Here is a 12597-nt window from a genome sequence, read left to right as displayed (position 1 = left end):
GCCTTCAGTGCTGGATGACGGTAGAATGATCGCGCCCGCCTTCATCACCGCGCGCATCGGCAACGGAAGCGAAGAGGTAGCTGACAAACTGGATCATCATGGTGACAGCAAACACGCCGAGGAACCCGGCCATGAGATACTTCACATACATGCCGAACCCGGCCTGCGTCGTCTCGTAAGCCAGCATCGGGCTGACGATGATCGACTGGCGCGAGGCAAGACCGACGACAAGAATGGTCCAGCAAAACGTGAGGCCAAAGAAAATGCAGCCAATGATGTTGGCAAAGCCCTTGGCCCGTGCTGTGAAGCCGGCATAGAGCACATCCACGCGCACGTGTCCTTCCTGTACCAGCGTGTAGGCGCTGGCAAAAAGGAAAGCGGCTGCGTACCAGAAGCGCACGAGATCAGCGAGGAACGCCTGTTCATAGGAAAAAACGAAACGCCCGATCACGATCAGCAGTTCCGCGACCACGACCATCAATCCCAGCCAGTGAAAGCCAAGGGTGCGTGTGAAGGCAGCGGCCAGAAAAGACAGCGCAATCAGCGGCATATGCACATAGGCGCCACGGAATTGAGCCCGGCCGAGGTCGGAGGCAAGCTGCACCCCGGTCACAGCCTCAAGCATCCCCTCAACGCGCAGGAAGGAAATCACTCCATCCGTGAAGCCGACGATGACGACGGCCCAGAACATCCAGCGCACGATGAAGGTGTTGATGCGTGTGACACGCTCGCTGTCCTGCCTGAGGGTCATGCTCCGGCTGCGCTGCACCATCAGCACGGCGATGAGCGGCAGCAGCACATAAAGAGCAGCCTGCCCCATCGCAGCCGCCGGTCCTGACAGGCTGGCGCCTGGCAGCCCTGCCCAGAAGGTCAGGTAGGTGTTGATGAGATAAGCGGCCATGACAGCCAGATTGATCCAGCCGAACATCCTGACAGCGGTTACGCTGCCGGGCTGGATGGACTGCGCGTGCACGCCACCGGGTGCAGCGCCTTGAACGTTGTTCAAGGCCATCATCTTCAAACGCCTCGTGATTTCGGTATCAAACAAATACGGGGATGGAACAGCGTCCCATCCCCGGATGATTCAAATGCCCGAGATCAAGGCTCCGGAATACGGATGCATTCCACCTTGAAACGGCTCAGGCATCACCAGGGCTGGACCGTTCAGACCTTGATGCCGAGCACGCGGTTGCGCTGCACGGTGTAGCCTGTGTCAGCCAGAAGCATCCAGCGGCCGACTTCCGAACGGGCCTTCACGAAGCTCTCGTGAACGCGCCGGGTCAGGTCACCTTGCTGAATGGTTTCCTCGAACACTGCAGCCGATGCATCGCCAAAGGCGTCATAGACTTCGTCCGAGAACTGGCGCAGCACGACACCATGCTCATTGATGAGCTTGTCAAGATAAGCGCCGTTGAAGCCATTCGCTTCTGCCATCGAGAAAGCGTTTTCCTCGTTGCAGGCCGCTTCGATGATCATCTGGTCGATCTTCGACAGCTTGGAGAACCAGGACTTGTTGCAGCCCAGCGCAAGCATGGAGCCCGGCTCATGCATGCCCGGATAGTAGTAGTACTTGGCAGCTTCGTAGAACTTCATGAAATAGTCGTTCCACGGGCCAACCCACTCGGTGGCATCGACGGCACCCGAGACAAGGTTTTCGTAGATCTGGCCGCCCGGCAGAGACACCGGCGAGGCACCCAGCTTGGCCATGACGTCGCCGCCAAGGCCCGGGATGCGCATCTTCAGACCCTTGAGATCGTCGGCAGTTTCAATTTCCTTGTTGAACCAGCCGCCCATCTGCACACCGGTGTTACCGGCGTTGAAGTTCTTGAGGCCAAACTGGTCGGCCAGTTCGTCCCAGAGTTCCTGGCCGCCGCCAACCTTGATCCAGGCGTCCATCTCGGCATAGGTCAGGCCGAAGGGGACCGCCGTGAAGTAGGACCAGGCCGCGTGCTTGCCCTTCCAGTAGTAGTCGGCACCGATGTAGGCCTGAGCGTTGCCCGAAGCCACTTCGTCGAACGCATCAAATGCACCGACACGCTCACCGGCGGCGAAATACTGCACGTTGATGCGGCCTTCGGTCAGTTCGCCGATACGGGCTGCAAGGCGCTGCGCGGAAACGCCGAGGCCGGGCATGTCGCGCGGCCAGGTGGACACGATCACCATGTCGGTGCGGGACTGCGCAATTGCAGGAGCGGCAAGCGTGGAAGCGGCAGCAATACCGCCTGCGCCCAATCCAGCCTTCTTGATAAACGAACGACGATCCATAACGATATCCTCCCAGATATGGCGAGTGCTCAGCCACCTTGGAGCCTTGCACTGTCACCTGTCTGTGTCTAGGTGATCCTTTGAATGAGGCGCTAGTCGTGTTTCTGCGCATCTTTTCCGTAGTACTACTGAAAAGACGCTGCTTTCCGGCAACTTTATTGCCGCAAGCGGGTCACATCCGGAATGCAGGGGGCCACCGGTGACGTTCAAAACAAAACTGCTCCTCATCACCATCCTGCCCCTTGTAGCTGTCTCGGGGCTGATTGGCGGCATCACCTTCTTTCAGGCCTCGCGCCTGATCGAGGCCCAGACCCGCGCCGTGGAGGAACGGATCCTGTCCAGCAAGCGGCAGGAGGTTCAGAACGCAGTTTCGCTGGCGCTGACGTCAATCCAGAAGCTCTACGAGGAGGAGCAGGGCGGGCGGGAGGCAGCGCAGAACGAAGCCAAGCGCATACTCAACGACATAACCTTCGGCGAGGATGGCTATTTCTTCGTCTATCTCAAGGACGGCACCAATATCGTGCATCCCAAACTGCCGGATCTGGTTGGCGGGAAATGGTGGGATCTTCAGGACCCGAACGGGAATTACGTCATCCGTAATCTCATGGCGGCAGCCGAGGCCGGCGGCGGTTTTCACCGTTATGTCTGGGACAAGCCAAGCGCCGGCATGAATGCCGAAAAGCTTGGTTATGCAGTGATGCTGGACAAGTGGGACTGGATGCTTGGCACCGGCCTTTACATCGATGACATTGCGAGAGAAGTGGCCCTCGTTCGCGCGGATTTCACAGCCAATGTCCAGCAGACGGTGCTGGTGATCTTTTTCATCACCATGATCGCCATCCTGCTGAGCCTAACCGCAGTGGCCACGGTCAGCTTCTCGGAGCAGAAGTTTGCCGATGGCAAGCTGAAGGAACTCACTCACCGCATTGTCGATGTGCAGGAACAGGAGCGCAAGCGCGTCTCCAGCGAGCTGCATGACAGTATCTCGCAGCTGCTCGTCTCCGTGCGCTATGGGATCGAGATGCTGCATTCCAAAAGTCCAGAGAACGGCGATCTGCAGGTTCAGGCCGAGCGCTGCCTGCGCATTCTCGATGATGCCATCGCGGAGGTGCGGCGCATTTCCAAGGATTTGCGCCCGAGTATTCTTGACGACATGGGCCTTTCGGCAGCGCTTGTCAGCCTTGCCAAGGATTTCGAGGCACAGTCCGGCATCACCGTCGAGATTTCCGCCGACAGATGCCGGAACCGCCTGCCGGATTCGGCCAAGACTGCCTTGTACCGCGTGGTGCAGGAAGCACTCACCAACGTCGCCCGCCACTCGGCCGCAGCGTATGTCAGCATACGCCTGGTGGCCGGAGAGCGGACATTGACCCTGACGATCCAGGATGATGGTGTCGGCATCCCCCTGCCCCTGCCGCAACTGGGTGGTCTGGGCATCCGCAACATGCGCGAACGGATAGAGACACACGGAGGGACCATGGTAATGTCACGGGTAGGTGCACAGGGCACCATGATCCGGGTGACCATGCCCATGCTGCCGGAAGAAAGCCGGACAGCCGCGTGAACAGCCAAGGCCTCATCGGGAGTTACACCGCATGACAAGTCCGCAAGCCCGCAAGGACGATCTGCCGCGCAAGGTGCGCGTGCTGCTGGCGGATGATCATGAGCTGGTGCGCGCCGGCATCAGGGCCCGGCTGGAAGGCGTCGCTCCGTTCGAGATCGTCGGCGAGGCCACTGACGGGCGCATGGCCGTGCAACTCGCCGACATGCTGAAGCCGGACATCATCCTGATGGACATTTCCATGCCTGGTCTCAACGGGCTGGAAGCTACGGAGGCGATCCGCCGCAAGAATCCCATGATCAGCGTTCTGGTGCTGTCGATCTACGACAATCCGGAATATGTGCGCGGTGTCATGCAGTCTGGCGCAAGGGGTTATCTGCTGAAGGACATTTCCGCCAAGGAGATGATCAACGCGATTCTGGCAGTGGCCGATGGCGGTTACTACTTCTCTTCCCGCATCGGCCCGGCGCTGATGGAGAACAAGCCCTCGCCTTCTCCGGCCAACCCCTATGGCCTGACGGAGCGCGAGCGGGAAGTGCTGCAAGGGGTCGCCCGGGGACAGGCCAACAAGGAAATTGCGGCCCATCTTGGCATCAGCGTACGCACGGTGGAATCTCACCGGCTCAACATCCGCGACAAGGTCGGCAGCGGCAACGCTGCCCACCTCTACCGCATCGCCCAGGAACTGCGGCTGGTCTGACGCCAACCGCACCTGCCGTCTCCTTACGCTGGTTTCTCGCTCTCCAGAAACTCCCGGATCCGCTCCAGCGCCAGGCTGATGTTTTCGCGGGAATTGGCGTAGGAAAGGCGGATGTAGCCCTCGCCCAGAACGCCGAAATCCGGGCCGCCGATGGTGGCAACGCCTGCCTTTTCCAGAAGCGCGGAGGCCAGAGGCTTGGCCTTCCAGCCGGTCGCCTTGATGTTGGGGAAGGCGTAGAACGCGCCCAGCGGCGTGCGGGCGGAGATGCCGGGCAGCGCATTGAGCCCTTCGACCACCAGTTTGCGGCGGGCGTCAAACTCTGCAACCATCGCCGTCACCGCATCCTGCGGGCCAGTGAGGGCGGCAAGGCCACCGAACTGGGCAGGGGAATTAACGCAGGACCAGCAATTGACAGCGAGCTTGCGCGCCTTGGTGATCAGGGCATCGGGCCACACCGCGTAGCCCATGCGCCAGCCGGTCATGGCATAGGTCTTGGACCATCCATCCAGCAGGATCACCCGGTCGCGGATCGCCTCGAACTCCAGAAGCGACACATGCTGCTGGCCGTCATAGGTCATCTGGCCATAGATCTCGTCCGAGAGAATGGCGATGTCCGGCCGCTCTGTCAGGCCCTTCACCAGCTTTTCGATCTCGGTGCGTCCGGTGATGCCGCCGGTCGGGTTGGCTGGGGAATTGAGAATGACGAGCCGCGTCTGCGGCGTCAGCAGGGAGAGGGTTTCCTCTGCCGAGAAGCCGAAGCCGTTTTCCTCGCGGATCGGCACCGGCACAGGCCGGGCGCCGGTGAATTCGATCATCGAGCGGTAGATGGGAAAGCCCGGGTCGGGATAGAGAATGTCGACGCCCGGCGCGCCGAACATGAGGATGGCCATGAACATGGTGACCTTGCCGCCCGGCACGATGACCACATTGTCCGGATTGACGGATACGCCCACCCGGCGGTGGATGTCCGCGCTGACGGCCTCGCGCAGGGGCAGGATGCCGGTCGCGCCGGTGTAGCCATGCTCACCGTCGCGCAACGCCTTGATGGCAGCCTCCACGATATGCTCCGGCGTCCTGAAATCCGGCTGGCCGATGCCCAGATTGATGATGCTGCGCCCCTGCTGCGCCAGCGCATTGGCGCGGGCAAGCACCGCGAAGGCGTTTTCCTCTCCGATCCGGTCAAAGGCGTCGATGGTCCTGAGCATATCCTCTCCTTCACTTGCGGCGGTTCCACTCCTCCCCGCCCGTTATCGCGCAGGATCAAGGCGCGGCGGGCGCGGTGCAAGGGCGGAAGAGCCTCTTTGTGTTCGGCATTTATATTGAAGTGGTGATCTTTGCCTTTGGACTACCTATATTGCCGCCAAACGCATCACCTCTTATGGTTCGCCGCTGCTGCGCCAGTTGCCGCTGGCAGCCGCGATCCGCTTCAGGAAACAGGACTTCACGCCATGAGCACCGATGCCAGCACCGCGTCCAAGCAGATCCCCGTCACCGTTCTCACCGGGTATCTTGGCGCCGGCAAGACGACGCTTCTCAACCGCATTCTGTCGGAGAATCACGGCCAGAAATATGCGGTGATCGTCAATGAGTTCGGCGAAATCGGCATCGACAACGACCTCTTGGTCGAGTCGGACGAAGAAATCTTCGAGATGAACAACGGCTGCATCTGCTGCACCGTTCGCGGCGACCTGATCCGCACCGTGCAGAACCTGATGAAGCGCCGCGGCAGCTTCGATGCCATCATCGTCGAGACGACCGGTGTCGCCGATCCGGCCCCGGTGGCGCAGACCTTCTTCATGGATGACGACGTGCGCGCCGCCTCCCGCCTTGATGCGGTGGTGGCCGTGGTTGACGCCCGCCACGTGCTGCAGCGCCTTGCCGACACCTCCGAGGCGGAAGACCAGATCGCCTTTGCCGATGTCGTCCTGATCAACAAGACCGATCTGGTGACGCCTGAAGAGCTGGCCGCCGTCGAGGCGCGCATTCACAAGATCAACCCCTATGCGGTGCGTCACAAGACCGAGCGCTGCAGCATCGACATTGCCAAGGTGCTGGACCGGGGCGCCTTCGATCTCGACCGCATCCTGACGCTGGACCCGCAGTTCCTCAACACGGGCCACGATCATCACCACCACCACGGCCATGACCATCATCATGACCACGGTCACGAATGCGGACCGGATTGCGGCCATGATCATCACCATGATCACCATCACCATCATGATGATCATGGGCACCATCATCACCACGATCACGGGCATGACCATGACCACGGCCATGATCACGTCTGCGGCCCGGACTGTGATCATGACCACCATCACCATGATCATGATGATCCGCATTCGGTGCGCAGCATTTCGCTTCGCGCCGGCGAGCTGGACCCGCCTGTCTTCTTCTCCTGGATCAACCGGGTCACCCAGACCGATGGCGCCAAGATCCTGCGCCTAAAGGGTATTCTGGCCTTCAAGGACGATCCGCAACGCTATGTCATTCAGGGCGTGCACATGATCGTCGAGGGCGATCACCAGCGCGACTGGAAGGATGGCGAGCCGCGTGAAAGCCGCCTCGTCTTCATCGGCCGCGAGCTGGATTTCGATGCCCTGAAGCAGAGCTTCGAAGCCTGCGCCGCCTGACGGACAGCCACGAGAGCCATTGAAGGACTGACCGTGCCGACACTTGCAGCGACTGAACTCTCCGGCTTTGCCGTCAAGGCCGGGTTCCTGAAGGATATTCCCTATTTCGCCCTCGGCAGCGGCGAAGTGGTGCTGGTGGAAGGCGGGCAAAAGACCATCCGCCTTCACAACGGCGGACTGCTGGCGGCGGACGAGCGGGTGGAGCCTTCCGGCCATGCCACCGCGCTTGTCACCGGCGGTGACGACGGCAAGGTGATGGAACTGAGCGCTTCGGGCGAGGTTCGCCAGCTGTCGGAGCGCCCCCGCAAATGGATCGATCTGGTGACCTGCGGTCCTTCGGGAGCAACAGCCTTTGCCAGCGGCCGCACCGCCTGGGTGCGCCTTGCCGATGGTACCGAAAAGGAGTTCCCGCATGAACGGGCGGTCGGCGGTCTCGCCTTCGCGCCCAAGGGTCTGCGCCTTGCCGTCGCCCGCTATGACGGGGCAACCCTGTGGTGGGTGAACACGCAAGGCCAGCCGCAGATGCTGGAGTGGAAAGGCGCCCATCTGGCCGCCAGCTTCTCGCCGGACGGCAAATATCTCGTCACCTCCATGCAGGAGGCCGCATTGCACGGCTGGCGCCTGACCGACGCGCAGGACATGCGCATGACCGGCTATCCGTCCAAGATCAAGTCCATGAGCTGGTCGGTGAAGGGCCGCTATCTGGCCACCTCCGGCGCCAATGCTGCGATCGTCTGGCCCTTCTCCGGCAAGACCGGGCCCATGGGTCAGGCCCCCCTGCAGCTTGGCACCCGCAGCGATGCGCTGGTGACCTCGGTTGCCTGCCACCCGAAGGAAGATGTGGTGGCTGTCGGCTATCAGGATGGCATGATCCTGCTGTGCCGCTTCGAGGACAATGCGGAGGTGCTGCTGCGCCGCGCTGCCAAGGCCCCTGTCTCCACCATGGCCTGGGACCGGGCAGGCGTCAGGCTTGCTTTCGGTACGGAAGATGGCGAGGGTGGTGTCATCGCATTGGAATGACAGGGAGAGAGGTGATGATGCTGGCGAGACCCGTTGCGCTTGCTTTCGGTCTGCTTGCAGGCATTGCCACCTCGCAGGTGCCGGAATTTGCCCAGCAGTACCGTCAGCGCCTCGGCGGGGCCATTGATGCCTTGCAGACCGTCATGCTTCAGGCGGCTGAGGACGCGCAGCGCTCCGGCCTTGATGTGGATGGCGCAATTGCAAGGCTCAAGGCCAGCGGCGATCAGCTGGTTGCAGCTCAGGGCCGAAGCCTGGAGGAAATCGGTGACAGGCTGGCAAACATGCGGGCAGAACGGGAGGCCTATCTCCAGTCCGACGAATTCGGCCGCCTGCTCGTGTTCCTCACCAGCGCAGATCCGGAGCTTGTGGCACGCACATACGACGACTTCGAGCCTGCGGTTCCGGTGACGGCTGAGGGCATTCTGGCCGGTATTCTGGGTCTTTTTGCAGGGCTTGGAGCCTTGCGGGTTTCGAGCACCTTTCTGCGCGGCCTCTGGAAGGTGTTCGGCCCGCGCCGTTCCGCCGCCCGCTAGATTAGCTGACAGGAGAGAAGATGGACACCGTAACCTCATCCGGCGGCATGGTCGTTGCGCCGCACAGGGCGGCAGCGGAAGCGGGCGCGGACATCCTGCGCGACGGCGGATCAGCCATCGAGGCGATGATTGCGGCAGCGGCCACGATTGCCGTCGTCTATCCGCACATGAACGCCATCGGCGGGGATGGCTTCTGGCTGATTGCCGAGCCGGGACAGGACCCGAAGGTGATTTCGGCCTGCGGCCCCGCCGGTTCAGGCGCAACGATTGCCGCCTATAACCGCGCCGGGCATGGCACCGTGCCAACGCGGGGCCCGCTGGCGGCGCTGACGGTGGCCGGCACCGTGGGCGGCTGGCAGAAAGCCTTCGAGGCAGCGGCAAGCCTTGGCGGGCGCATGCCCCGGCGCGAGCTGCTGATGAATGCGATACGGCATGCGAAGGAAGGTTGCACCGTTTCCCGCAGCCAGCAGCAGCTGACGGAGGAAAAGCTCTCCGAACTGAAGGATCAGCCCGGCTTTGCCAGCGTTTTCCTGAAGGATGGCCAGCCGCTGGAAGCGGGCAGCTTGATGCGGCAGGAGCGGCTGGCCGATACCCTGGACCAGCTTGCCGCCGCCGGGTTCGATGATTTTTACCGGGGTGATGTGGGCGCGGAAATTGCAGCCGATCTGGAGCGCATCGGCGCGCCGGTCACCAAGGCAGATCTGCAGCGCTATGAAGCGCGCATCCGCAAGCCGCTGAAGGTGGCGACCAAGGCCGGAACCATCTTCAATGCTCCGCCACCCACGCAAGGGCTCGCTTCACTGCTGATCCTCGGCCTGCACGACCGGCTTCCGGCGGCACGGCCGGAGAGCTTTGCCATGGTGCATGGGCTGGTGGAGGCCACAAAGCGGGCCTTCCTCGTGCGTGACCGGGTGGTGACAGACCCGGACCGCCTGCCTGAGCCGGTGTCACCCTTCCTGGAAGACGCCTGGCTTGACCGGACAGCGTCTGAAATCAGCGCTGCCCGCGCGCTTGACTGGCCGGTGAAATCCGCGCTCGGCGACACCATCTGGATGGGAGCCATCGACGCCAAGGGCTGCGCTGTTTCCTTCATCCAGTCGGTCTATTGGGAATTCGGCTCCGGCTGCGTGCTGCCGCGCACCGGCATCACCTGGCAGAACCGCGGCGCCAGTTTCTCGCTGCATCCGGAAGCGCTCAATGCGCTGGAGCCGGGGCGGCTGCCGTTCCACACACTCAACCCGGCGATGGCGCGGCTTTCCGATGGGCGGCTTGTCACCTATGGCACCATGGGCGGTGAAGGCCAGCCGCAGACGCAGGCCGCCATTTTTGTGCGTCATGTGCTGAACGGCATGCCGGTGGGTGAAGCCATCGATGCGCCGCGCTGGCTGCTGGGCCGCACCTGGGGCGATGCCAATACGTCGCTCCGGCTGGAATCGCGCTTTGATCCGGATCTCGTGGAGGCATTGAAGCGGGCGGGCCATGACGTGGTTGTGATGGATGAGGCCTATTCCGATACCATGGGCCATGCGGGCATGATCGTGCGCGGCTTGCGCGGCGGTCTTGAGGGTGCGCATGATCCGCGTTCGGACGGCGGGGCCGCCGCCGCCTGACAGGCGCGGCTGCCGAAGGGAGATACGGAAAAATGGATGCCATCACGCGCATGCGCTGCTTCATTCAAGTGGTGGACAGCAATGGCTTTTCTGCCGCCGCACGGGAAATGGGCCGCTCCAAGGCGCTGGTCTCCAAATATATCGGCGAACTGGAAGATGAACTGGGTGTGCGGCTGCTGAACCGCACAACACGCCAGATCTCGCTGACGGAAGTGGGCGAGGCTTATTACAAGGAAGCCAGCGACATCCTGCAGCGCATTGATGACCTGCAGGCCTCTGTCCAGTCTACCCATCATGAGGCGCGCGGACGACTGCGCGTATCGGCTCCGCGTTCCATGGGCGATGGCTTCATCAATCAGGCCATCATGGAGTTTCTGGTGGCAGAGCCAGCCATCACAATCGATCTGCGGCTGGATGACCGGTTTGTCGATCTCGTGGAAGAAGGCTTCGACCTTGCCATCCGCGTGTCGGACCTCGAAGATTCCAGCCTGATCGCCCGCAAGATCTCGCCCTTCCGCACGGTGGTCTGCGCAACGCCGCAGGTACTGGCTGATCACGGCACGCCGAAGCATCCGTCGGAACTCTCGAACATGCCCTGCATCGTGGACACGAATTACCGGTTCAAGTCGAACTGGATCTTCATGGACAAAGGCGACCGGGTGACGGTGCCGGTGAAGGGCCGGATCGAGGTCAACAGCGCCTCAGCCGCCCGCGATGCCGCCATGTGTCATCTCGGCTTCCTGCGCACCCCTATGATGTTCGTCTACAACGACATCAAGGATGGTTCGCTGCAGGTCGTACTCGAAGATTATGAGCATGACGGCCCGGCGATCTACGCCGTCTACCCTCACCGCCGCCATCTGTCCGGGAAGGTCCGGTCCTTTGTCGATTTTCTGACCGCCTGGTTTGCCGAAAAGCGCAGGATGGGCAAGAGCTGCTGAAGGTGCAGCGCGGAGGAGATTGTGTCCGCGCTGCACCGGTCTCTTACTTGCCTGCTGCGGCAAGCCGTTCTTCAGCAAGACGGTCTGCGATGGTTTCCGGGGTCAGGCCTTCGGCCTCTGCCCGCTGGAAGATGCGGGTCAGGGTAGCGCCGATTGCGAGTGTCTTGTCCCGCACCAGAAGGTCATCTCCGCCAGGCGTTGCCAATGCGATGGAAATGACGCCGCCTGCATTGATGGCATAGTCTGGCGCATAGAGGATGCCGCGGTCCTTCAGCGCCTGACCATCCGCCGGAGTGGCGAGCTGGTTGTTGGCGGCACCGGCGACGATCCTTGCCTTGATCTGCGGAATGGTGACCGCATTCAGCACCGCACCAAGGGCGCAAGGGGCATAGACATCTGCCTGCACCGCATGGGCCTCTGCCGGAGAGACAGCCACTGCTTCCAGTTCCGCCACGGCCCGGTCTACGGCCGGCTGGTGAATGTCGGAGACGATGAGCCGGGCGCCGGCGGCCTTCAGCTGGCGCGCCACATCGAAGCCCACATGGCCCAGACCCTGAACCGAAACGGTGCAGCCAATCAGGCTGTCTGTGCCGTTGACATGAGCGAGTGCGGCGCGGATGCCGGCGAAGACGCCAAGCGCCGTGTAGGGAGACGGATCACCAAGGCCCGTGGCACGGGTGCCGCGCACATGTTCCGTCTCGCGGGCAACCTCCTCCATGTCGTCTGCCGAAACACCGACATCCTCTGCCGTGATGTAGGAACCGTTCATGCGCGCCACGTGGCGTCCGAAGGCGCGCATCAGAGCAGGCGTCTTGTCCTGACGCGGATCGGCGATGATCACCGCTTTGCCGCCGCCGAGGTCCAGTCCGGCCAAGGCATTCTTGTAGGTCATACCGCGCGACAGGCGCAGGGCATCACGCAGGGCGTCCTCGGTTGTGGCATAGGGCCAGATCCGGCAGCCGCCGAGCGCCGGGCCGAGACGGCTGTCATGAACACACAGAATGGCACGCAGCCCGGTTTCCCTGTCGTGGGCAAAGACCACCTGCTCGTGGCCGGAAAACTCGGGGTGATCGAAGGCGGTCATCCCTTGCGTGGAAAAGGGGGCGTTGCGGGACGGGGCGTTCATGGTCCTCTCTCATACCAACTCTTATGCTGCCGATGCATCAGACCGTTGAAACGAAGGCTGATGAGGAAGAAAATGCCTGATCTGAGAGAAATTTTGCGGTCGATCTTGCGGCCAATGTCGCCTGAAAGGGAAATTTATCTCAAAAACCTGTTTCACTCGGACGAAAATAGCCCTTTCCCCTTCTGCGGCGCAAAAGACACTTGCGGAG

At 62.0% G+C, this 12597-nt stretch carries 11 protein-coding genes; 7 read left to right on the top strand and 4 right to left on the bottom strand.

Annotation, left to right across the window (positions count from 1 at the left end; all coding sequences use genetic code 11):
* Nucleotides 1-4: 4 nt before the first annotated feature.
* Nucleotides 5-1015, bottom strand: coding sequence for a TRAP transporter small permease subunit (locus V6L75_RS12495; protein ID WP_334251838.1), 1011 nt, complete (start codon nt 1013-1015; stop codon nt 5-7).
* A 149-nt stretch (nt 1016-1164) separates the two neighbouring features.
* A complete protein-coding gene (locus tag V6L75_RS12490; protein ID WP_334251837.1) occupies nt 1165-2265 on the bottom strand; it encodes a TRAP transporter substrate-binding protein in 1101 nt (366 codons plus the stop codon).
* Nucleotides 2266-2464: 199 nt separating this feature from the next.
* Between V6L75_RS12490 and V6L75_RS12485 the strand changes: the two genes are divergently transcribed.
* Nucleotides 2465-3829, top strand: coding sequence for a cache domain-containing protein (locus V6L75_RS12485; RefSeq protein ID WP_334251836.1), 1365 nt, complete (start codon nt 2465-2467; stop codon nt 3827-3829).
* A gap of 31 nt (nt 3830-3860) precedes the next feature.
* The gene (locus tag V6L75_RS12480; RefSeq protein ID WP_334251835.1) at nt 3861-4526 is read left to right on the top strand and encodes a response regulator transcription factor; all 666 of its coding nucleotides are present in this window, start codon (nt 3861-3863) and stop codon (nt 4524-4526) included.
* Nucleotides 4527-4549: 23 nt separating this feature from the next.
* Here the strand turns inward: V6L75_RS12480 and V6L75_RS12475 are convergent, their stop codons facing one another.
* A complete protein-coding gene (locus V6L75_RS12475; RefSeq protein WP_334251834.1) occupies nt 4550-5731 on the bottom strand; it encodes a pyridoxal phosphate-dependent aminotransferase in 1182 nt (393 codons plus the stop codon).
* A 243-nt stretch (nt 5732-5974) separates the two neighbouring features.
* Between V6L75_RS12475 and V6L75_RS12470 the strand changes: the two genes are divergently transcribed.
* Genes V6L75_RS12470 through V6L75_RS12450 form a run of 5 tightly spaced genes read left to right on the top strand, consistent with a single transcriptional unit; the run spans nt 5975 to nt 11263 of the window.
* Nucleotides 5975-7159: a CobW family GTP-binding protein gene (locus tag V6L75_RS12470; protein ID WP_334251833.1), complete on the top strand. Its 1185-nt coding sequence runs from the start codon at nt 5975-5977 to the stop codon at nt 7157-7159.
* 33 nt (nt 7160-7192) lie between these two features.
* Nucleotides 7193-8179, top strand: coding sequence for a WD40 repeat domain-containing protein (locus tag V6L75_RS12465; protein WP_334251832.1), 987 nt, complete (start codon nt 7193-7195; stop codon nt 8177-8179).
* 14 nt (nt 8180-8193) lie between these two features.
* A complete protein-coding gene (locus V6L75_RS12460) occupies nt 8194-8712 on the top strand; it encodes a DUF2937 family protein (RefSeq protein ID WP_334251831.1) in 519 nt (172 codons plus the stop codon).
* 20 nt (nt 8713-8732) lie between these two features.
* Nucleotides 8733-10322 carry a gamma-glutamyltransferase family protein gene (locus V6L75_RS12455; protein ID WP_334251830.1) on the top strand — a complete coding sequence of 530 codons (1590 nt, stop codon included), beginning with the start codon at nt 8733-8735 and terminating at the stop codon, nt 10320-10322.
* Between the two features lie 32 nt (nt 10323-10354).
* On the top strand, nt 10355-11263 hold the full coding sequence (locus V6L75_RS12450) for a LysR family transcriptional regulator (RefSeq protein ID WP_334251829.1): 909 nt from the start codon (nt 10355-10357) through the stop codon (nt 11261-11263).
* 43 nt (nt 11264-11306) lie between these two features.
* On the opposite strand, the gene V6L75_RS12445 is transcribed toward V6L75_RS12450, so the two are convergent.
* Nucleotides 11307-12389, bottom strand: coding sequence for a Glu/Leu/Phe/Val dehydrogenase dimerization domain-containing protein (locus tag V6L75_RS12445; RefSeq protein ID WP_334251827.1), 1083 nt, complete (start codon nt 12387-12389; stop codon nt 11307-11309).
* Nucleotides 12390-12597 lie beyond the last annotated feature (208 nt).

The sequence above is a fragment of the Pannonibacter anstelovis genome, from assembly GCF_036881715.1.
Lineage (GTDB): Bacteria > Pseudomonadota > Alphaproteobacteria > Rhizobiales > Stappiaceae > Pannonibacter > Pannonibacter anstelovis.
This window is presented reverse-complemented; position numbering and strand designations above follow the sequence as displayed.